This is a genomic window from Paenibacillus peoriae KCTC 3763 (assembly GCF_000236805.1).
GTDB lineage: Bacteria > Bacillota > Bacilli > Paenibacillales > Paenibacillaceae > Paenibacillus > Paenibacillus peoriae.
Genome location: NZ_AGFX01000041.1, coordinates 171,336 through 192,681 on the forward strand (window position 1 = coordinate 171,336; position 21,346 = coordinate 192,681).

Annotated in this window: 18 protein-coding genes and 1 pseudogene; 4 read left to right on the plus strand and 15 right to left on the minus strand. The window is 47.5% G+C overall.

Annotated features, from left to right (window positions below):
* Positions 1 to 51: 51 nt before the first annotated feature.
* The 14 genes and pseudogenes from KQI_RS0121940 to KQI_RS28180 all read right to left on the minus strand — a co-directional run.
* On the minus strand, positions 52 to 1,932 hold the full coding sequence (locus KQI_RS0121940) for a beta-glucoside-specific PTS transporter subunit IIABC (RefSeq protein ID WP_010349020.1): 1,881 nt from the start codon (positions 1,930 to 1,932) through the stop codon (positions 52 to 54).
* 184 nt (positions 1,933 to 2,116) lie between these two features.
* On the minus strand, positions 2,117 to 2,974 hold the full coding sequence (licT, locus tag KQI_RS0121945; RefSeq protein WP_010349021.1) for a BglG family transcription antiterminator LicT: 858 nt from the start codon (positions 2,972 to 2,974) through the stop codon (positions 2,117 to 2,119).
* 265 nt (positions 2,975 to 3,239) lie between these two features.
* The gene (locus KQI_RS0121950) at positions 3,240 to 5,168 is read right to left on the minus strand and encodes a PTS fructose transporter subunit IIABC (protein WP_010349023.1); all 1,929 of its coding nucleotides are present in this window, start codon (positions 5,166 to 5,168) and stop codon (positions 3,240 to 3,242) included.
* Between the two features lie 67 nt (positions 5,169 to 5,235).
* Positions 5,236 to 6,147, minus strand: coding sequence for a 1-phosphofructokinase (gene pfkB, locus KQI_RS0121955; protein ID WP_010349024.1), 912 nt, complete (start codon positions 6,145 to 6,147; stop codon positions 5,236 to 5,238).
* Positions 6,148 to 6,149: 2 nt separating this feature from the next.
* Positions 6,150 to 6,896 (minus strand): DeoR/GlpR family DNA-binding transcription regulator, encoded by a 747-nt coding sequence (locus KQI_RS0121960; RefSeq protein WP_007429740.1) that lies wholly within the window; start codon positions 6,894 to 6,896, stop codon positions 6,150 to 6,152.
* 713 nt (positions 6,897 to 7,609) lie between these two features.
* Complete coding sequence (gene narI, locus KQI_RS0121975; protein WP_010349025.1) at positions 7,610 to 8,308, minus strand: respiratory nitrate reductase subunit gamma; 699 nt, start codon at positions 8,306 to 8,308, stop codon at positions 7,610 to 7,612.
* A 2-nt stretch (positions 8,309 to 8,310) separates the two neighbouring features.
* Positions 8,311 to 8,979, minus strand: coding sequence for a nitrate reductase molybdenum cofactor assembly chaperone (narJ, locus tag KQI_RS0121980; RefSeq protein WP_010349026.1), 669 nt, complete (start codon positions 8,977 to 8,979; stop codon positions 8,311 to 8,313).
* Positions 8,979 to 10,481 carry a nitrate reductase subunit beta gene (gene narH / locus KQI_RS0121985; protein WP_010349027.1) on the minus strand — a complete coding sequence of 501 codons (1,503 nt, stop codon included), beginning with the start codon at positions 10,479 to 10,481 and terminating at the stop codon, positions 8,979 to 8,981. Before narH ends, narJ begins: the two co-directional genes overlap by 1 nt.
* Positions 10,471 to 14,157 carry a nitrate reductase subunit alpha gene (locus KQI_RS0121990; RefSeq protein ID WP_010349028.1) on the minus strand — a complete coding sequence of 1,229 codons (3,687 nt, stop codon included), beginning with the start codon at positions 14,155 to 14,157 and terminating at the stop codon, positions 10,471 to 10,473. Before KQI_RS0121990 ends, narH begins: the two co-directional genes overlap by 11 nt.
* Complete coding sequence (locus KQI_RS0121995) at positions 14,150 to 14,470, minus strand: hypothetical protein (RefSeq protein ID WP_241763991.1); 321 nt, start codon at positions 14,468 to 14,470, stop codon at positions 14,150 to 14,152. The genes KQI_RS0121990 and KQI_RS0121995 overlap by 8 nt, the downstream gene beginning before the upstream one ends.
* A gap of 14 nt (positions 14,471 to 14,484) precedes the next feature.
* Positions 14,485 to 14,811: a hypothetical protein gene (locus KQI_RS0122000; protein ID WP_010349031.1), complete on the minus strand. Its 327-nt coding sequence runs from the start codon at positions 14,809 to 14,811 to the stop codon at positions 14,485 to 14,487.
* Complete coding sequence (locus KQI_RS0122005; RefSeq protein WP_010349032.1) at positions 14,801 to 15,241, minus strand: hemerythrin domain-containing protein; 441 nt, start codon at positions 15,239 to 15,241, stop codon at positions 14,801 to 14,803. Before KQI_RS0122005 ends, KQI_RS0122000 begins: the two co-directional genes overlap by 11 nt.
* On the minus strand, positions 15,223 to 16,812 hold the full coding sequence (locus KQI_RS0122010) for a nitrate/nitrite transporter (RefSeq protein WP_010349033.1): 1,590 nt from the start codon (positions 16,810 to 16,812) through the stop codon (positions 15,223 to 15,225). Before KQI_RS0122010 ends, KQI_RS0122005 begins: the two co-directional genes overlap by 19 nt.
* Before the next feature lie 282 nt (positions 16,813 to 17,094).
* Positions 17,095 to 17,243 (minus strand): annotated as a pseudogene (locus KQI_RS28180) (dihydrolipoyl dehydrogenase); the annotation flags it as partial.
* On the opposite strand from KQI_RS28180, the gene KQI_RS27225 reads away from it, so the two are divergent.
* Positions 17,173 to 17,577 (plus strand): hypothetical protein, encoded by a 405-nt coding sequence (locus KQI_RS27225; protein ID WP_010349034.1) that lies wholly within the window; start codon positions 17,173 to 17,175, stop codon positions 17,575 to 17,577. The pseudogene KQI_RS28180 and the gene KQI_RS27225 overlap by 71 nt on opposite strands.
* A 137-nt stretch (positions 17,578 to 17,714) precedes the next feature.
* On the opposite strand, the gene KQI_RS0122020 is transcribed toward KQI_RS27225, so the two are convergent.
* A complete protein-coding gene (locus tag KQI_RS0122020) occupies positions 17,715 to 18,593 on the minus strand; it encodes a radical SAM/SPASM domain-containing protein (protein ID WP_029390284.1) in 879 nt (292 codons plus the stop codon).
* Positions 18,594 to 18,796: 203 nt separating this feature from the next.
* Between KQI_RS0122020 and KQI_RS0122025 the strand changes: the two genes are divergently transcribed.
* From KQI_RS0122025 to KQI_RS0122035, 3 genes are read left to right on the plus strand one after another with little or no spacing between them, the layout of a single operon-like run.
* The gene (locus KQI_RS0122025; RefSeq protein ID WP_010349036.1) at positions 18,797 to 19,561 is read left to right on the plus strand and encodes a helix-turn-helix domain-containing protein; all 765 of its coding nucleotides are present in this window, start codon (positions 18,797 to 18,799) and stop codon (positions 19,559 to 19,561) included.
* A gap of 27 nt (positions 19,562 to 19,588) precedes the next feature.
* The gene (locus KQI_RS0122030; RefSeq protein ID WP_010349037.1) at positions 19,589 to 20,245 is read left to right on the plus strand and encodes a GNAT family N-acetyltransferase; all 657 of its coding nucleotides are present in this window, start codon (positions 19,589 to 19,591) and stop codon (positions 20,243 to 20,245) included.
* Positions 20,242 to 21,246, plus strand: coding sequence for an alpha/beta hydrolase family protein (locus KQI_RS0122035; protein ID WP_010349039.1), 1,005 nt, complete (start codon positions 20,242 to 20,244; stop codon positions 21,244 to 21,246). The genes KQI_RS0122030 and KQI_RS0122035 overlap by 4 nt, the downstream gene beginning before the upstream one ends.
* The last annotated feature ends 100 nt before the right edge of the window (positions 21,247 to 21,346 follow it).

Consider the following 21,346-nt stretch of genomic DNA (forward strand, 5'->3'; position numbering starts at 1 on the left):
TATCCTGCTCATGATCGTAATTCATGTGGGTGATGTCGGCACTTTTCTGCATCACACAACTAATGTTAACAAGACGTCATTTTTCTGAATTTGCTCCAGATTTGTCTCAAACATGTCCACTTTATTTTTCGTCTGTGTGACGATGATAGGTGTGACGATTTCGTATCCTGCTTCTATAATCTGCTCTCTATCAAATTGGATCAACAGGTCCCCTTGTTTTACGATATCTCCCTCTTGAACTGCCGGATTAAAAAACTTGCCTTTCAGGGCTACCGTGTTAATTCCAACATGAATCAATATCTCCGTGCCCGCATGGGTAGTCAAACCAATAGCGTGTCCCGTGGGGAACAGTGAGGTTACAACTCCATCTATCGGCGCTACAACCTCACCTGCAGACGGTTCAATGGCTAAACCTTTTCCCATAGCACCTGTAGAAAACGCAGAATCGTTAACTTGTCTTAGCGGTGCAATCTTGCCTGTGATGGGGCTGTATATGGTTTCCTTCTTGATGTCAACAGCCTTGCTTGCTGTAACAACTGGCACAGATTCTTCCACTTTTGTGGAATCAACCGTTTCCGAAGTCTTTCTTTTCCCTCTGCTTTCATACCCAAAAGTAAGGGTCAGTACCGTTGCCACCGTAAATGAGCACGCAATTGCAATAATGTAAACCAAGGTTGGAGCATAAACTGGAATAGCAAAAATGTTGTGAAAAACATAAGCTGTCATTTTTACTCCAAAATGTCCATTAATAGCTCCGCCTGTAGCCCCTGCGATAATAACAATCGGTATAACACGTTTAAAACGAAGCACCAGACCATATATGATTGGCTCTGTCACACCAGCCAGCAACCCTGTAATACTCGCCGAACCCGCAAGGGTTCTAAGCGTTTTATCTTTTTTCGCCTTCAGGAAAACACCAAATGCGACACCAGCTTGAGCAAATACGGCGGCGGCGGCCATCGCCTCAATCGGATCACCACCAAGGCCGATATTGTGAATCGAGATCGGTGCTAAACCCCAGTGAAGTCCGAAGACGACCATAAACATCATAAAACCGCCAAGAACTATCCCTGACAAAATGCCGCTTACACCAATTAACCATGTCACCCCTGACGAAATCCAATCGCCTACCGTTGTACCGAAGGGTCCGAATGCGATCACAGACAGCGGAACCATAATCATCAAAGCTAGCATTGGAACTAAAAACAGCTGTAAATCCTTAAAAATAATCTTCTTCAAAAGCTTATCCACAAAGGCATATATGCTGATAGATATGAAGATCGGAAAAACGCTGGACGAATAATCCATCATGACGACCGGTATTCCCAGAAATGATACATCAGAACCTTTGTCCATCAGCCCCGTAAAATTGGGTTCCATCAGGGCTGCACCAATAACACCGGCTACGTAAGGGTTCGCCTTCAGGTTGATACCGAGCGTGATCCCGAGCAAAATCGGCAAGAAGTAAAATACAGCATTCCCCGCAGCGGACAGGATCAGGTAGGTATCACTTGTCGCAGACATCCACCCCAGCATGGTCAGAACAGTCAGGAGTGCTTTCAGTATACCCGAGCCAGCCATCGCCGAAATCAGCGGGGAGAAACTGCCGGAAATAACTTCAAAGATCTTAGATACAACCGATGTCTTCTTTCCACTTGGTTCACTAGTTGCTTGGGTATCCGAGCCAAAATCCCTGTTTTTCATGATCTCCGTATATACATAGGCAACGTGACTCCCAATAACCACTTGAAATTGCCCCCCGCTTTCGACAACGGTAATAATGCCTTCGTGCTTCTCCAGTTCCTCTCTTTTGGCCTTTCTTGAATCTTTCAGGTCAAATCTGAGACGTGTAGCACAATGGACAAGCCCATTGATATTTTCTTCACCTCCGACAAGACGTACGATATCATCGCTCATTTTCTTATGATCCATGTTCATTCTCCTTTTGGTCAGATTGCCTGAAAACAAAAAAATACCTAAACGAAAGGCCATTAAGATCAAAGAAAATGATCTCTGCCATTCGTTTAGGTATCGCCTGCTTAGCCAGTAACAATCCTTATATTTAAGTTGTGAGCCTACTATAAATCACTCTGAAATCGTTTGCAAGCATTTTTTTCTAAGAATCAACCATATCTTTTCTAGTGGTTACACGTTGTATATGAATCGTCAGATACACTTTTTCGTCAATCGACATGGCACTTTCATGCTTTAATTCCAAATACTGATTAATTAAATGGGTACACTGAAAAGCCTTCGCATACTTATCTTTGACCTGCTCATACAAAAAGTTGTCACCCGAAGCCCGTTGCTCTTGTTCATTACTCAGCAATCTTTGTGCAAAGTATTGCAAATGAGTAATAAAACGGGAATAGTTACATGAAGTTTCATCCAGCTCCAGCTCATAGTAATCGGTTACGATATTAAAAATATCATCAATGATCTCTGTAATTTCTACCGTTTGTCTCATTTCCTGACCGTCTTGTCTTGCATTTACAAAATGCATGGCAATAAAGCTCGCTTCATGCTCATCCATTTGAATGCCAAATTGAGCATCAATGATATCCAGCGCGCCCATCCCAATCATAAATTCTTTTTTGTAAAATTTTTTAATTTGCCACAAAAGCGAATTTTTAAGACCGACTGACTTTCGATAGCGGGATATGGCAAATTGAATATGGTCAATCAGAGAGATATAAATGTTAACACTAAAGATATCTCCCATTTCTTTTTTCGCGTTTCCTACAATTTCATCTGCTACTTTCAAAAACTCTACAGATGTTTCTCCAATGAGATCAATTAATTTTTGCGGAATCTTATCCGACTTTAGCACAAAGGTTTTTTCTATTTTTTCCACATCGACTCTCTGACCATGTTTCTTTTTAAAGCCCAGACCATTTCCGATGACAACAAATTCATGGCCTACCTGATTCTCGGCCCGAATGACATTGTTATTAAATATTTGCCGGATGATCATCTATCTGCTCACCTCGTTAATTAATGAAAAAGTTTATAGTAACAAAAAAAACCCAAATAACGACTAAATAAATTAGTCATTATTTGGGTATCGCCTGCCGACCAGTAACAATCCCGAAGAGCACTAGCTCTTCACTCAATTACCTTTATTATACAGCTTTCGACCAAAAATAACAATACAATCATGCCAAAAAACCGCTAAACATCTCGATTTATGAGTGTTTAGCGGTTTTGTGTTTAAGAAGACTATGAAGCTGTCATATCAGTTAATTCGCTTTGAGCGTTTTTTTCCACAATCCCAGAATGAGCGCGGAAACCACGGAGCCAATCGCCACTGCAAGCAAGAATAGCAAGGCATGATTGGCAAGAGCTGCTACAAAGATACCGCCATGCGGAGCTGGAAGATTGATTTGCCAGAGCTGCGTCAGACCACCAGCAATGGCTGAACCTACAATACAAGAGGTTAGTACGCGCAGCGGGTCAGCAGCTGCGAACGGAATGGCACCTTCTGTAATAAAGGACAAACCGAGCACATAGTTCGTCAAACCAGACTTGCGCTCTTGCTCGGTAAATTTATTTTTGAAGAACGTTGTAGCAAGTGCGATTGCCAGCGGAGGTGCCATACCGCCCGCCATAACAGCAGCCATCATAGCCCCGTTTGTGTTGCCACTGGAAGTAAAGACACCGATTGAAAATGCGTAAGCCGCCTTGTTGAAAGGTCCGCCCATATCAATCGCCATCATTCCGCCCAGAATAAGACCCAGAATAACTGCATTACCCGTACCCAAATTGTTCAGAACATTGACAAGCCATGTATTAATACCGCCGAAAATCGGATCAAACACATAGAACACAATCGCGCCTGCAATGAGGAGTCCAAATACCGGATATAACAGGATTGGTTTTAAGCCTTCCAGCGCTTTTGGCAGACCTGCCAAAGCCTTGCGCAGGAAGATAACCACATAACCAGCCAGGAAACCTGCTGCCAGACCGCCAAGGAAGCCTGCATTCGAGTTAACGGCCATCAGACCGCCAACCATACCTGGCATCAGTGCCGGACGATCCCCAATACTCATCGCGATAAACCCGGCCAGTATCGGAATCAGGAAGTGGAACGCACCTGTTCCGCCACCAATCGTTTGCAACAGCTTGACGATCGAATTTTCTGTTCCCAATACCTGTTCGAACAGGAAGGAAATAGCCAGCAAAATCCCGCCGCCTACAACGAACGGCAACATATGGGAGATACCGTTCATTAGATCCTTGTAAATTTTACTGCCGACACTGGTTTTTTCCGCTTTTGCTTCCTCCGCGTTCCCCTTACCTTGGCTGCGGTAAATTGGAGCATCGCCATTGAGTGCTTTGCGGATCAACTCTTCAGATTTACGGATACCGTCACTTACTGGTCTTTGCAGAACGGGCTTGCCGTCAAATCTGTCCATTTCAACCTTTTTGTCAGCTGCGACGATTACACCTTTGGCACGACGAATTTCATCCGCTGTCAGTACATTTTGCGCACCTTCTGAGCCATTCGTTTCTACCCGGATGTTTACACCCATCTCTGTCGCTTTCTTAATGAGAGCGTCTTCAGCCATAAACGTATGCGCGATACCTGTAGGGCAGGCGGTCACTGCAACCACAAACTCGTCTGAATTCGGGTTACCAACGATAACAGCCGGCGTTTTCTGTGCTTTGGCAGCCTCTTTCTTCGCCTCTTTTGCTTCTTTAGCTGCTTCTTCTTCCGCTTGCTTGGCATCAAACAGCTTCGACACTTCGTCCGGTGTTTGCGTTTTCATCAACTTGTCGATGAAATCGGTATCAATTAGCAGCCGGGAAAGAGCTGCGAGTGTACGAAGATGTGTATTAGCTGCACCCTCTGGAGCTGCAATCATGAAAAACACTTTTGCAGGCTCACCATCCAGCGATTCGAATTCTACGCCTTTACTGCTTTTGGCAAAAACCACGGTCGCTTCATTCACAGCTTTGGTTTTGGCATGCGGCATCGCAATGCCGCCACCTATTCCGGTGCTGGATTCTGCTTCGCGTTTGTAAATCATTTCCTTGAACAATGCCCGGTCATTAATGCGGCCACTTGCTTCGAGACTGGCGATAAGTTCCTCAATCGCCCCGTCTTTTGTCGTAGCCTGCAAATCCATGATCATCGTTTCTTTAATCATCAGGTCTGTTATTCTCATTTTTCACACTCTCCTAAGTTCGGTCAGCGTGTGGACACACGCATAATAAGCTCGTGATGTAGCCGGATTACCAATTTGAAATCGTGACTTGCGGCCGTAATTGTTCAATTTTCTCTCTAGTAGCCAGATCATCGGAGAACGCGGTTGCGCTTCCGGATGCCACTCCTGCACGGAATGCCTCGATCGGATCGCCGAGCAGAGCCAGCGTACCCACGAATCCAGCAATCATTGAATCACCTGCGCCTACAGAATTTTTAACCGTTCCTGCTGGTACATTTGCGTGATACACTTCATCTGCCGTAATGAACAATGCCCCTTCTCCTGCCATGGAAATCAGTACATTTTTTGCACCTGCTTCCAGCAGCTTACGGCCGTAAGTGACGATCTCCTCCTTTGAATGAATAGTTACGCCAAACAACTCAGCCAGCTCATGGTGATTCGGCTTGACGAGCAGCGGCTTATGGACCAGTGCCTTCATCAGCGCCTCACCTGTGGTGTCGATGACGAATTCAGCCCCGGTTTGCTGGCATACACTAATCAACCGACTATAGAAGTCTCCTCCAAGTGACGGTGGGATACTTCCTGACAAGACGACAATGTCATTTTTCTGGAGACCCGACAGCTTCTGAACCAACGCATTCGCCTCCTGCTCACGAATCGCAGGTCCCAAGCCGTTAATTTCCGTTTCGTCGCCATGCTTGAGCTTTATGTTGATTCGCGTATCGTCTTCGATGATTACAAAATCAGTTTTAATGGATTCTTCCCGTAATGTATCATCGATAAACCTGCCTGTGAATCCGCCGAGAAAGCCAATCGCCGTGCTGTCTGCGCCCAATTGGTTCAGTATCCGGGATACATTAATTCCCTTGCCACCCGGCAATTTTAAATCTCGTTTCATCCGGTTCAAATCACCAAGCTTCAAGTCGTCAACTTCCACGATATAATCAATAGAAGGGTTCAGTGTTACTGTGTATATCATTGTTATCCCTCGATTATCTTAGTTTTCTGAGCAATGGATCGGCGTGAGCGTTCAGGCACCGATTCGGTAATAAGGATAGCTTCCTTGAGTTCAAACAGTTTGGCGAAGGTAACCTCTCCGATTTTACTGGAATCCGCCAACACATAGGTTTTGCCGGACAGCTGGTGGGCTCGCCGCTTAATCAGCGCCTCTTCAGGATCAGGGGTGGTATACCCCATTTCCACATCTACCCCGTTCGTTCCGAGAAAGCACTTGTCGAATCGAAAATTGTCCAAATTCTGCAGGGCAATACTCCCGATTACGGCTTTGGTATGAGTTTTCATCATCCCTCCCAGCAGATAGCTTCTGATTCGCTTGCTTACCAGTGCTTCTACGTGGGATAGTCCATTCGTCACGACCGTCACGTCTTTAGCTTCAATGTAAGGAATCATCGCCATCGTTGTTGTTCCCGCATCCAGATAAATACATTCGCCATCCAAAATTTCTTTGGCTGCCATACGGGCGACTACATTTTTTTGTTGAACGTTTTTGAATGTTTTTTCGTCCATGCCAGGTTCCTGACTTTTTTGATTCAGCAAGGTTGCCCCACCATGAATCCGCTTTAGCAACTGACGGCCTTCAAGATCTATCAAATCACGCCGAATCGTTGACTCAGAAGCTCCCAACAGATCAGCTAATTCCTGCAATTTTACAACACCACATTCTTGTAAGCGCTGTATTATTAACTTGTATCTTTCTTCCGTCAGCATCTTCATTCCTCCAACTGTTCATATCGTACCACAAACTCTACAAAAAACAATCATTTTTATTCAAAAAACTTCAAAAAACTTCATCTCGACTTCTTTTTTTTACAAAATGGTGAATTCCTGCTCCTATCATCATGGTTGCGTTTACATTGTAAGGAAAGGATAGCCATTTTTATGTAAATCCATTCTTTTTACATAGGAATTCAGCCATAAACGTTCAGAAACATTCTGACGTTTAACCGGCAGCACCATTTTACCATTATTGATAAAATAATTCGTACAATTCATAAATACCTTCTGCACGTAGTAAAAAGCTAAACACCGGGGTTTTGATCCCCTCCATGTTCAGCTCATTATGGCCGTTTGGCCTCAGTCCTTGACGATCCCAATGACAAATCCATCATGTCGATTCTGTATACCATAGGCAACAAAAAAAGAGAGCATATGAATAGTATTCAATTGCGCAAAAACCATAAACCTCCCTTTTTCACCCATTCATATATTCTATCATGAAACCTAATGTCCCTACAGAGTACCTTCAACCCCATTAGTGACTCTTCCCTAGCACAAGTGCCTCCTCAACCTCTGTCAACAACATCACAGTGACGACTACAATAAGCGCCTAAGCTGAGCCAGCATAAAATAACCATAAAAAAACCGCCAAACATGTAGGGCATATCCCTGTGTTTAGCGGTTTGTTTCTATAATTGGCCCAATCAGGTTCTCTCCCGTCTCCGGTAACTGTTTCTGGAACGGTACTGCTGCGGAGCTCTCGCCGGATAACGTGCGGGAAAGGAAAACATATGGACCAGATGGGTAAACGGAATGGAAGCGAACAGAAGAAACGCCAGGATGATGTGAAGCTGAAACACGAAAGGAACCATAGCCATCAGCCCGTATTGCGGATTGAAGGTGAATAGGCTGCGAAACCAAGGCCCGATGGTCGTACGGTATTCATAGGTCACCACGGTCGTATTATACACAAGGGTCATATAGGTGCCGATGGCAGCGATGATCAGAACTAAAATCACTGCAAAATAATCGCCAAAACCCGCATGGGCCCTTACCCGGCGGTTAAGGATTTTACGCACGAGCAGAAGAACCAGACCGCTGACGACCATCAGGCCGGCAAATCCGCCCCCCGCGATCGCAAATATATGATAGGTCTCATCGGATATGCCGAAGAAATGATAAACACTGCGCGGGATCAACACACCCATGATATGGCCAACAAACGCGAAAATAATCCCGTAATGGAACACAGTCGAACCGATTCTGAGCCATTTTTTTTCAAAAATCTCCGTGGAAGGTGCCGTCCAGCTGACTTGACGAAAAGCAAACCGATAGAGCAAGCCGAAGATCATCACCGCCAAGGTGAGATAGGGAAACACGACCCACCAAAAGATACCAGTCATCATTATACCTCCATTCCATTGCACGTTTTGTAAATGGGTAAATCCGAATCACTACGAGCCATACCGTCCATGCCAAACAAGATAGGGTAAGGCAGTTCATCCAGATCGGCGCTCTCCCGCTTGCTCTCCAGCATGCGAATCTCTTCTTCCGTAGGGACCTCGAAAACATCGGTCATCAGAAAGTTCAACAACCCGGAATAGGGGCTGTCTTCAGACAGATGCTTCCGAATCCGCTCTGTGGCTGCGGCTAGCCGGAGTTCAAGCGCGCGCACATGAACATTGTCGGACCTTACCGCCAGCAGCTCGTACAGCAGCGGAATGAAGTCGCACAGTTCCCCGCTCGGCATCATAAAACCCGCATCCCGGACAATATGCTGAAGCAGAATCAGAGCTGCCCCACGTTCCCGGCTGTCCCCCAATTCATGAGCGGTCAGATAGAGTCCGGTCTTTTCCTTCCAATCGAACGTCCAAACATAAATTTCCTGAAGCTCCTTGGGAGGAACCGAGAAGATGAACTCGGCCGCCTGTCCAAACCTGCTCGCCAGCTCATTATCCTTCATTTCCTCTTGGACAGCTGCAAGCAATTCCTCCTTCATATCCTGAAAATCCTCACAGGGATATCCGAGCAATCTGGCGCAGGCCGCCAGCAAAACGGGCTTATGTTCCATCATCATTGATCCTCCCTTGCAAAAAGATGTGACATGACCGCGCTTGACGGGGTAATGGATTCGATGCTGCAGGCCCCCTGCTTGTAGTGAAGCTCTTTCGCGCCATCCATTTCCCTCCGGGCGGTTGGAATCACAAACCTTTCGTTATATTTGGCAACAGCGAACAATCGGGTCATCTCTTCAATTTCCTCCACCGTAATTCCCGCCTCCCCCAAAAGCTGGCTATGCCTGAGATCATCCATGCCGCCAACGGCTCGCTGCCGTCTGTGTACACGCATGGCGGTCATTTTAAGCAACACTCTACGGATGACGGAGGTATCCCCTGCCGTAAGCAGAGATGCCAGATACTCCATTGGAATCCGCATCTGATCAACAGCGGGAATATAGTGATCGGTCTGAAGCTCGTCTTCTTCAATATGGTTCATAATCGGGCTAAGCGGTGGAATGTACCACACCATAGGGAGCGTACGGTATTCCGGATGAAGTGGCAGAGCAACTTTCCACTTCATGGCAAGCTTATAGATCGGCGAGCGCTGTGCCGCATCGATCCAGGAATCGTTGATCCCGCTTCTTCTCGCCTCCTTGATCACTTCCGGTTCGAAGGGGTCAAGGAACACCGAAAGCTGGGATTCATACAAATCCTGTGGATTCTCCACGGAAGCGGCCGCCTTGGCCCGATCTGCGTCATAAAAGACGACGCCGATATAGCGGATCCGGCCCACACAGGTTTCCGAGCAAACCGTGGCCAGGCCCGCTTCTGTCCGCGGGTAGCAGAAATTGCATTTTTCCGCTTTGTGCGTATTCCAGTTGTAGTATACCTTATGGTAGGGGCAGCCATTGGTACAGAATCTCCACCCCCGGCAGGCTTCTTGATCCACAAGCACGATGCCGTCCTCCTCCCGCTTGTACAAAGCTCCTGATGGACAGGAAGCCACGCAAGAAGGGTTCAGGCAATGCTCGCAAATGCGGGGCAGGTACATCATGAACGTCTTCTCATACTCCATGGCGATGTGTTCCTGAAGCTGCTTGACATTCGGGTCCATAGGTACAATCTCGCTTCCGCCGGCCAGATCGTCATCCCAGTTCGGGCCCCATTCCGGCTTGTCCATATATTCGCCGGTAATGAGGGATACGGGCCGCGCGACCGGAAGATTCTTCCGCTTAGGGCTATGAATCAAGCTATCGTAATCATAGGTCCACGGCTCATAGAAGTTGTCCAGGCTGGCCATATTCGGATTGTAAAAAATATTCGCCAGCTTGGTGATCGGGCCCCCTGCCCGGAGTGCCAGCTTTCCGTTGCGCAGAACCCACCCGCCTTTAAATTTCCTCAGGTCTTCCCATGCCCGGGGGTAACCGGGACCTGGCCGGGTTTCCACATTGTTGTACCACATGTATTCCGTTCCGGGCCGATTGGTCCACGTGTTCTTACAGGTCACCGAACAGGTATGGCAGCCGATGCATTTGTCCAGGTTCATGACCATGGCGACTTGCGCTTTAATCCTCAAGCCAGTCTACCTCCTTCAACGGTCGGATAATTGTCATCGTATCTCTCTGACTTCCCGTCGGCCCGTAATAATTGAACCCGTAGCTCAATTGGGCATAGCCTCCGATCATATGTGTCGGCTTCATCGTAATTCGGGTCACACTGTTATGGGTACCGCCGCGCTGCTTGGTGATAGAGGTGCCCGGCACACCTAGTGTGCGATCCTGGGCATGGTACATATAAGCGATTCCCTCTGGAATCCGGTAAGTCAGCACCGCTCTTGCTGCGATGACTCCATTCCGGTTGTATACCTCAATCCAATCGTTATCCTTGATCCCGATCGAAGCCCCGTCTTTTTCGTTCAGCCAGACGACCTGCCATCCGCGGAATAGTGTCGACATTTGATTGGTGTCGGTAAACATCGTATGAATTCCCCATTTTTGGTGCGGGGTCAAATAACGGATCGTTATCGTTTTCCCTTTCGTCGGCACTTCTTTTTCACCCTTAAAAAAAGGAATGTGCTCCAGTGGCGGCAAATAAAGCGGCAGCCCTTCACCAAAATCCAAAATCATCTCATGGTCCAGATAGAAGCTTTGTCTGCCCGTTAAAGTACGCCATGGAATGCTGTACTCCGTGTTTAAGGTGAAAGGCGAGTATCTCCGATTGTCCTTCTCCAAGCCGCTCCAGACCGGAGTTGAGATCGTATGCCGGGGCTGCGCAGTAATATCCAGAAGCGTGAAGGCCTCTTCTTCCCGCGGTTTTGAGATGTCCTCCAGCTTTTTGCCGGTTTTGGCCTCTAGCGAACGCCAGCCTTCCACGGCCCGTTCTCCGTTCGTGGCACCAGACATCAGCAGAATCGCTTCGATCACCTGCTTATCCCGGAACAGATCCGGCTGGCCTTTGCCGATCCCCTCATGTTTCGATGCCCCCAGCCGCTTCATGAGCTGGCCGTATACCTTGTCGCCGGGAATTTTAATTCCCTTTGTTCCATACCCCTTTTTAATGTTCGGTCCGATGGTGATCATTTTTCCATACACATTCGGATAATCACGCTTTACCAACAAAAATTGGGGCATCGTTTTACCGGGCACTGCCTCCGTCTCCCCCTTGCGCCAATCGCGGATTTTTCCGTGAACCTGGGCGATTTCACCCGGACTGTCATGGCCGAGCGGTGTCATGAGAACATCCTCGCAGGCAGGCAAATGTTTCTCCGCCAATTGGGAGAATGTTTTGGCAATTTCCCGAAAAGCGTCCCAATCGCTTTTGCTTTGCCAAGGCGGTTCAACAGCCGCATTAAACGGATGGACAAACGGATGCATATCGGTCGTGCTTAAATCGTATTTTTCGTACCAGGTCGCTGCTGGCAGCACAATATCCGAAAACAGCCCTGAGCTCGTCATTCTGAAATCCATGCTGATGAACAAATCGGTTTTGCCTTCCGGTGGAACATCATCCGTCTTTACCGTCTCCGGCCGCCACGAATGGCTCGGGTCCGTCAGCACCTGATTGTCCGCCCCGATCAAATGCTTGGCAAAGTACTCATGCCCTTTACCGCTATCGCCAAGCAGATTGGACCGCCAGTTGAAGAAGACACGCGGGAAATTGTTCGGATCATTGGGGTGCTCCACCGCAAAATCCAGTTCTCCCTCTTTAACCATTCTTGCAATCTCCTGTACGGCCTCCTGGTCGTCCGAAAACCCTTTTTCCCGAACCTGTCTGGCCACATCAATGGAATTCTGGTTGAATTGCGGGAATGAAGGCAGCCACCCGAGCCTTACGGCCAGCGCATTGACATCCGCAGGATGCATATGGTTAAACCGCCCGCCCCAGGATGGTTTCTGCTCTTCATTGGCCTTGGCCTCATAGCGGAACTGCTCTGTCGCGAAGTAGAAGAAGGAGGTTCCGTTTTGTAACCGGGGAGGCTTGATCCAGTCTCCCGCAAATGCGATTTGCTGCCACCCCTCCACCGGCCTTACCTTTTCCTGACCCACATAATGGGCCCATCCACCGCCGTTTACCCCCTGGGAGCCCGTGAGCAGCACCAGATTCAGAATGGCCCGGTAGATTTGATCGCTGTGATACCAGTGATTCGTTCCTCCGCCCATAGCGATCATCGATTTTCCGCCCGTCTTGGCCGCATTTTCGGCAAACTCCCTCGCTACCTGAATGCAATGGGATTTCTTAACGCCGGTAATTGCCTCCTGCCAAGCCGGAGTGTAGGGCTTCAGGTCGTTATAATCGGCCGGATAATCGCCTGGCAGTTGCTGTCTGGGTACGCCCACATGAGCCATCATAAGGTCGTAAACCGTCACGACTTTGAGCGTTCTGCCTTCCGCACTCGGCAAATGCTTTACCGGAACCCCGCGCCGGACCGTCCCTCCTTCTACTTCTGCAAAATAAGGAAAGTCAACGAGAGCCATTTCATCCGCTTCATCAATAAATGACAGCAGAGGTTCCACTGCGGTCCCGTCAGGATTTTCGAGGTCCAGGTTCCATCTACTCCCCTGATCCCAACGGAAGCCCTGACTGCCATTGGGAACCATCGGCGCTCTAGATGCCGCGTCCCAGACTACCGTTTTCCATTCGGCCAACTCCTGGGCATCTCCCAAGTCGGAGGCCCGGAGGAAGCGGCCCGAACGAAACGCATCGGCATGTTCCTCCAGAATCACGAGGAAAGGCAGGTCGGTAAATTTTTTCACGTAATCCGTAAAATAAGGGACTTGCTGATCCACGTAGAATTCTTTGAGAATGACGTGGGTCATGGCCATGGCAAGCGCAGCATCGGTCCCGGCTTTAGCCGGCAGCCAAATGTCCGCAAACTTTTCATATTCAGCATAATCGGGGCTGACCCCGACCACCTTGGTGCCGTTATAACGGGCTTCCACCATGAAATGCGCATCAGGAGACCGGGTTTGTGGAATGTTGGTCCCCCAGATAATAAAATACTTGGTGTTATACCAGTCGCCGCTTTCCGGCACATCTGTTTGTTCTCCCCAAACCTGCGGCGAGGCAGGAGGAAGGTCTGCATACCAATCATAAAAACTGAGGATGGTCCCGCCAATCAGCGACAGGAAGCGTGTCCCTGCCGAATAACTCACCATGGACATGGCCGGGATCGGGCTAAAGCCGACGACACGATCCGGACCGTATTGTTGAATGGTATGGATAATAGAACTGGCGATCATCTGACAGGCATCATCCCAATCCGCCCGGACGAAGCCGCCTTTCCCTCTGGCCTTGACATATCTATCGCGCTTTTTGGGATCACTGACGATGTTTTTCCAGGCCATAACCGGGTCCTCCACAACTGCCAGCTCCTCACGCCACATGTCGTACAAATCGCCACGGATATAGGGATACTTCACCCGGATCGGGCTATAGGTATACCAGGAAAAGCTTGCCCCGCGCGGGCAGCCCCTGGGTTCATACTCGGGGAAGTCGACTCCCGTGGTTGGATAGTCCGTTTTTTGTGTTTCCCAGGTGATAATGCCGTCCTTGACGTAAACATTCCAACTGCAGGAACCGGTACAGTTGACACCATGTGTCGACCGGACGACCTTGTCATGCTGCCAGCGGCCGCGGTATAGGCTCTCCCAATCCCGGGATCTGGGGCTCTCCTCGGTCCATCCCTCGTTAATGGCCTCTCCGCGTTGCAAGTATTTCAACGCTTCAAGCAGCTTGTTTTTTTGTTCAGCCATTGTTCAGATACTCCTTTCCCTGCTGGTTTACCGGGTTAAACCTTTCCCCCGTCAGTTTGAAGCTGTCTTGTCCCAACTGAAGCTCTTCCATAAACACTTCCCAATCCGCTGCGTTGCAAGCCGCGATCATCAGGCGCTGAAGCTCGTTCAGATCCTGCAGCCGGCAGATTTGTTCTTGCACAGGCTGCGGCACTCCGCCAAATCTCATCTCAAGCAGGGCAAGCAAATCCTTCCGATCATCTCGGACAAACTGTTCCGTTTCCACCTGATTCATCTGGTTCGCCTTCTTTCGTAGCAACTTTTCTACACTCATTCTGCCGACCCTTGTCAGGATTTCATCATTTTAAAATAATCGGCAATCATCAATTTCTTAATCTTTTCTGCCGACTGTTTAAAAAAGGCCAAGACCTCCTCGTCGCCACCTTCCGCCAATGCCCATGAGAATTTCCTGCTGGTGACCTGCCCCAATTCCTCACCAAATCGGAGGTAGACGGTGATACCGTGATCATCGGCCCGGCCACCCGCCTTTACATCATAAGGATGAAGGTGAAGCCGCTCGAGCTCTTGTACCAGTAGCCGATACAGCCTTGGCTCCACGGATTGAAGCGGTTTGTCGGGAAGCATCGCCGCCAGTGTATAGGTCTCATTTTTCATGAAGCAGTCCCTCCACTTCTTTTTCCAGCATGTTCATTTCATCCCGGTTATGCAGTTCATCAACGACAATCAAGGCTTGAAAACGGGCAAGAAGCTCGCCCCCCACCTTGCCCTGCGCCAGCAGTTCCTTAATCTCAGCGACAATTTCCCGCATTAATTGATGATCGCGAGTCAGGGAAATAATGACGTTCTTCAACTCCGGCTTGATGCCCACAGCTTCTACATATAATCCTTCCTCTTCGCTGGCTGCATGCTGGAGCGTACGCCCCTCCCAATGCTCTACCGTGATGTAGGCGATTTCCTCCGCCTTGTCCAATTCGCCTTTTTTTATACTTCTGTCCAACAGCTCGGTAAGCTCTCTCGCTTCGCCTAAGGCCGCCTCATGAATCATCGAATGACTGTGCACATGTCTCAGTGCGGGTCCTGACATGAATCCCCCGCCTCCTTTCTTGTTGCTTTTTTTGAGAATTGATTTTCCGCCAGCCTGTCGCCTTTACCCTCCCCGATTACGGAGTCAGCCTGCGAAAGGTCGCTGAATATAGCCACATAATGAGTGACATTCTGCTCGTTCGTGATCGCCGTTACGGAGAGCCACTCCCGAAAAACCTCCCCGCTTGCCTTGCGGTTGACGATCTCTCCCTGCCATTTTCCAGTAGTCAACAAAGTGTCCCAAAAGGCATTATAAAAAGAGCGATCATGGAAGCCGGAGCTGAGTATATTGGGAGTTTTGCCGATCACTGCTTCTTTCGAATAGCCGGTGACCTCGGTGAAGGCGGCATTTACGGTATGGATCACGCCCTTGGCATCAGTGACCATCACGGCATCGGCTGTGGACTTGATAATATTCGACGCAAACTCCAGCTTGTTGTTGAAAAATACCCACAGAACAAGGATCAGGCTGGCCAGCGAAGCCTCGGACAAGGCCATAAAGCCGATTGCATAGTGGCCTGTCCACCCAAACAACAGGGTAAGCAGCAGTGGAGGAAAAAAACCGCCCAAACCGCCCGCAGCAGAGACGATCCCGCTGGCGATGCCCCCCTGCTTGGAAAAGTAAAGCGGGACCAGTTTGAACACCGCGCCATTCCCGATACCAGCACACACGGCGACCATCAAACAGCCCAACGTAAAAAGAGGCATGGTCAATCCGAAAGAGAGCAAAACTCCTGACAGGGTTAGTCCGGAAAACACAAACATAAGAACTACAAAGGGGTTAGACTTGTCCGACAGTATCCCGCCTACTGGACGGAGAAGAGTAGCCAGGGCGATAAAACCCGCCGTCCTGAGTCCGGCATCCACCTTGCTTAATTCAAAATAGCTGGCCAGAAAACCGGGAAGATAGATTGTAAAAGCTACGAAGGAACCGAAGGTGATGAAGTAAAAAATGCTGAAAAACCACAGCTTTTCGTTGCGATAAACCTGCTTGAGCTGATCCTTCCAGGAGCCTCGTACTCGTTCTTCGTGCTTATCGCCCAAAAACAGATTCAGCAGAGCAAAAAGGACGAGCAGAATCAAAAAAAGCTGAAGGGCTCTTGACCAGCCAATCGCATCAGCCACCCATGGTGCGCCGAAGGTAGAGATGGCCGTACCCAGGTTCCCGATCCCGTATATCCCGTTGATGGTGCCCTGCTTTTCTTTGGGATAATATTTGGGCAGTGAAGTCACACCGACCGAGAACGTAGCTCCGCCTATCCCAAGAAAGAAGCCCCCGATCGCCAAATCCAGAAAAGTATTAGCCTGGCTCAAGTAGTAGACAGGAGCGAGTAGAATAAAGAAGCTGACCGTATTCATCAACCTTGCCCCGAAACGGTTGGTCAGTATCCCCGCCGGAATTCGCAGCAAAGAGCCCAAGATTACCGGGATCGCGGTGGACCACGCTCTTTGTCCCGGCGTCAGCGGAATATCCTGACTTATGTAAGAAATCAGGGAAGAGATCAAGACCCAGGCCATAAAGGAAACAACCAGACTTAAGGTTTGCAATGGCAGCTGAATTTTTTTAACCATTTATAGCTCCCCTTTGGAGATTATTCTCATCACATACATAGGATATAGTACCCACTTTTGACAAAATACTAGCCTTTCAAACATGCGATGCAACGTGGAAAAATATTTTCGGAAGATGTTGTTGCTGCCGAGCATAAATCAGGTCAACTTTTTCGGAGACAAAAAAAGGACTATTATGTCAGAATCTGAACATAATAGTCCCGTTTTATAGCATATTCAAACTATAACCCATTATAGTTGATAATTATTCTCACAGGCATGAAGTGATTTCGTAAGGAATCTCTACTTTGTACTACCCATCTTTCGGACCGCGTTCTCCGCAGCTCCATGATTACTTCTCCCAGTGTGGGATGGGGATGAATGGTTAGAGCCAAGTCTTCTACGGTTGCGCCCATCTCGATAGCCAGAGCAAGCTCCGAAGAGGCTGTTGACCAGGAAAAGCAAGATCCCAAAATCAATGTTGTCATAGACTACTATTTAAGCACCCATCACCGTGATCAAACTGAAATTGGCTGTATTATTCCTGCCCTTTCCGTAGAAATAGCCCGTTCTTCCGAAGAAATCCGGCAGATATTCACGCAGGAGTTGGAACGAATGATTACGTTTATCTCCAATTTGGCGGAACTGGATCTGTCAAAGGGTCGCGCATTGTTCAGCAGTATGGTCGGCTCTCTTGTGCTTGCACGTTCTGTTAATGATCCTGAATTGAACGATAGCCTTCTCTCGGCAGGCAAACAACACACCAAAGCGCTGGTTAATGCCTGAACATATTTTAGGTACACAAAAAAGCCGCTAAACACCAATCATTCCTTGGTATTTAACGGCTTTTTCCTATGGGTCTAAGCTCAAAACGGGGATAGCGATTTGTCAGAGATTCGAGGCCTGCACTCGCCAAATGTCTATTATGTTCCAAATCGTTGACGGTATCCGCACTTCCGGCACAGCTCTTCTACCGCTTCTCTCCTGGAAAACCCGTAATACAAACGGTTTGCACGCTCCCCTTCCACAATATCGGTAAAAGATTGCTCGTGCACATTCCCCAAATTAATAACGCCTTCGCCATCAAGACAGCATGGGACAACCGTTCCATCCACTAATACCGCCGCTTGGCTGCGAAGCGCATGGCAAAAGCCTTTGCCATCATCCTCCGGGGCACTCAGGCTGGGCCATTCAAATTCGTGATCCTGATTCAAATAAATATTGGGGGCAATTTTAATCCCGCTCCCAGGTACCACCTTTTCCTCAATCCGGTAATCCAGCCCAAACTCCTGCTCCAGCTGCTCAAGTGTCGCCCGGTTGCGCTGACGCTCCACATTGGTTAAATTATCCGGCGTCAGGTTCCAGAGACGGAACGAAATAATGATATTATGCTTCACAGCCTCTCTGACAAACGTGAAAATATGAGCCAAATATCCTTCCCGGTCCACGGAGCCTTCATGCCCGTCAAAGCTGTGAAGAGAAAAGTTCATCTGCCGCAGCGCCGGTTGCCCAAGCAGCTTATGTCCGGTCTTGGGCAGCAAAGTACCATTGGTCGTAATATTGACCTTTAAGCCTTTCTCATGAGCGCTTTCCAACAAAAGATCAATTTTCGGATGAAGCAGCGGCTCTCCTTTGACATGCAGATAAATGTAATCTGTATGCGGCTTGACCTGGTCAAGCACGTTCCGAAAGACTTCCGGATCAATAAACTTTTTGACACGCTGTGTCTGAGGGCAAAAGCTGCATGCGAGATTGCAGATGCTTGTGATCTCAATGTATACCTTTTTAAAATTTTTCAACATGATTTCCCCATTCTAACCTTCATCCTGAACATCTTGTTATGCTCATTAATCCAAGTCCTATGATTATAACGGGTTATCACGAACAGGTAAATCATTTATGCTCGTTCACCAATAACTTTGCTGTGCTCAATATGCTGTTGACCTTAGGTCTGACCTAAGGTTTATAGTGGAATTATTCAACTACATAGTAAGGAGTCCTGTCATTGAATAAACACATTACGATTAGCCAGCTTTCACAGCTTATGAATGTATCTGTACATCAACTGCGATATTTTGAAGAAAAGGGAATCCTGTACCCGTCATACACAGAAAAAAATCAATATCGAATGTACGGACTTCATGAAATTTATCAGCTTTCCCATATTTTATTGCTGCGTAAATTAAATATCCCTGTCGGACAGATTGAAGAATGCCTGACTTCGTACACTGCCGATGATTACAACCAGCTTTTAGAGAATTCGTTGCAGAGGGTACAGGATGAAATAGCTAACTTGAAGCTGCTCGAACAATTTATTCACAAGGTGCTAAAAGAACATCATAACCTCACCCAGCAGGACAATGAATATCAGATCAGGCTGTTAGGCACCCGACATTTAAAGCTGTGGTTTGCATTTGAAAATGATCAAGAGCTCACTGCCAGGGATCTATTCGAACAACGGCCTACCCCGCCTCAATTATTCGAAAATGATCTGCATTATCTATCTGATTCTGGACAGGTGAAGCTATGTTATGAAACGACAGAAATGACAGATGCGGCTGACTATATTCTGGAAGAAGGCAGCTATCTTTACAAGCATTTTTCCGTCACTGAAGACGACGAGATTGAGTATGAAATCCAACAACTGGAGCGCTATGCGGCTGAGCAACAATATGAATGCCTCAGCAAAACCATTTTAGTAGAAAAATCCTACCTTTCCTTGTTTGACAACAACAAGCTGCAATATGAGATTCAAGTCAAAGTAAAATAAACTTCTTGGAGTTCGGGAGGCCGTTACATGAATCCAGAATCAATTGACATTGTTCCTTATCAAAAGAAAGACTATGAAGCTGTATGTAAGCTCTTAGTGGAATCATTTAAAGCGAAATTTCAAGCTCTTGTTACACTGGAGGATCAGGATATACAGCAGTTACTTATGAAGGTCTGGATTCCAGGCCCTGATCCTTCAACGATGAAGCAATTTGTAGTTAAAGAGAATGAGGAAGTGGTCGGTGTCCTCTGCCTCAAATGGAAAGCACGCTCCTCTTTGCTCCCTACAACCGAAAAATCCATTTCCTGGACTCCGCTCATAAAACAGTTTGGCTGCTTCAATGTATTTAAATTTTTGACAGGTATGCATACGCTGGATTATAAACCTGCCGCAGATGAGTATTACATTGATCATTTGGCCATTCGCTCAAGCCATCGTAATCAGGGGATAGGACGACGTTTTCTAGCTTTTGCACAGCAATTTACGATTGATTCCGGCTTCCATCTGTTAACGCTTCATGTAGCGAACAAGAACCAGGGGGCTATAAATTTGTATCACAAATTAGCGTTTGAAATAGAACAATCCAAATACAATTATTTGCGGCATTTTTGGTTTAAGGAGCCTGTATGGCATCTGATGAGCTGGAAAGGAACGAAACTGCCTTCAAGGAGAGAGCATCATTGAAAAAAGCATTTAAGCTTACCCTTGGTATTACAGCAGGCTTGGCCGTTGCCTTAATATTGCTTGTTCTATATCAAAATTCCTACAAGATGACGGAAGAAAAAATACAAATTTCGACGCCCAAAGGGGTTTTAACGGGTACATTAGCTTTGCCTAAGGACTACTCAGGAAAGGTTGGATTGGTTGTTTTTGTTCATGGGGATGGTCCCATCAATGACACATATGATGATGGCTACAAACCACTGTGGGAAAGGTTCGCTTCCAAGGGGTATGCCTCCTTGTCACTGAATAAGCCCGGTATTAACGGCGCTCCTGGCAATTGGCTGGATCAAAGCATGGAGGATCGTGCACAGGAGATCAAATATGCAATAGACTGGGCGAGAAGCTTGCCGATGATCGATAAGCAAAAAATTGGCCTATGGGGAGCCAGTCAAGCAGGATGGGTCATTCCGAAGATCGTTAAAGAGGAGCACAATATTGCTTTTAGCATCCTTGTATCGCCCGCCGTGAACTGGATTACACAAGGGCAATTTAATACCAGAACAGAGATGGAACAAGCAGGGGCTACTCCGCAGGAAATTACAAAGAGATTGGACTACAATCAACAGATTTTGCAATTACTGAAAAAACAAGCTTCTTACGAGGAATACCTGAAAATAGCTGACCCCAACAATTTAATTTCCAGAGAAAGATGGTGTTTTATAGGCAAAAATTTCAGGTCCGATTCTACTGCGGAATTAGGGGATTTCAATTCTCCGGTACTCCTGGTTCTGGCTGGAAAGGATATTAATGTTGATGTAAAGGATACCGAGCGCGTATATCGCCAGAAGGTGCCTTCAAAGTTGCTGTCCGTCATCCATTTACCTGAAGCCGACCATTCCATGATGAATGAACAAATCGCACATTCCAAATCTCTAACCTTTTTAACAGCCATATTTGCCCCCAGAAAATTGGTGAATGATGAGTATCTAAAAATTCTCGCCAATTTTGTCAGTCAACGTTAGCACGATTATGTCCATTCGACAAAAGGTAAAATAACATAATCCACATGGGCACTCCCGCATTTTCTCTCAGGGCGACACATGTGGATTATTGTTATGAATA

Coding starts and splice junctions, on each gene's coding strand:
- licT (WP_010349021.1), bottom strand. CDS start 2,974: ATGATCATCCGGCAAATATTTAATAACAATGTCATTCGGGCCGAGAAT.
- KQI_RS27225 (WP_010349034.1), top strand. CDS start 17,173: ATGGTTAGAGCCAAGTCTTCTACGGTTGCGCCCATCTCGATAGCCAGA.
- KQI_RS0121960 (WP_007429740.1), bottom strand. CDS start 6,896: ATGCTGACGGAAGAAAGATACAAGTTAATAATACAGCGCTTACAAGAA.
- KQI_RS0121950 (WP_010349023.1), bottom strand. CDS start 5,168: ATGAGAATAACAGACCTGATGATTAAAGAAACGATGATCATGGATTTG.
- KQI_RS0121940 (WP_010349020.1), bottom strand. CDS start 1,932: ATGGATCATAAGAAAATGAGCGATGATATCGTACGTCTTGTCGGAGGT.
- KQI_RS0122005 (WP_010349032.1), bottom strand. CDS start 15,241: ATGTCAGGACCCGCACTGAGACATGTGCACAGTCATTCGATGATTCAT.
- KQI_RS0121995 (WP_241763991.1), bottom strand. CDS start 14,470: ATGAGTGTAGAAAAGTTGCTACGAAAGAAGGCGAACCAGATGAATCAG.
- KQI_RS0122010 (WP_010349033.1), bottom strand. CDS start 16,812: ATGGTTAAAAAAATTCAGCTGCCATTGCAAACCTTAAGTCTGGTTGTT.
- narJ (WP_010349026.1), bottom strand. CDS start 8,979: ATGATGGAACATAAGCCCGTTTTGCTGGCGGCCTGCGCCAGATTGCTC.
- KQI_RS0121990 (WP_010349028.1), bottom strand. CDS start 14,157: ATGGCTGAACAAAAAAACAAGCTGCTTGAAGCGTTGAAATACTTGCAA.
- pfkB (WP_010349024.1), bottom strand. CDS start 6,147: ATGATATACACAGTAACACTGAACCCTTCTATTGATTATATCGTGGAA.
- KQI_RS0122000 (WP_010349031.1), bottom strand. CDS start 14,811: ATGAAAAATGAGACCTATACACTGGCGGCGATGCTTCCCGACAAACCG.
- KQI_RS0122020 (WP_029390284.1), bottom strand. CDS start 18,593: ATGTTGAAAAATTTTAAAAAGGTATACATTGAGATCACAAGCATCTGC.
- KQI_RS0122030 (WP_010349037.1), top strand. CDS start 19,589: ATGAATCCAGAATCAATTGACATTGTTCCTTATCAAAAGAAAGACTAT.
- narI (WP_010349025.1), bottom strand. CDS start 8,308: ATGACTGGTATCTTTTGGTGGGTCGTGTTTCCCTATCTCACCTTGGCG.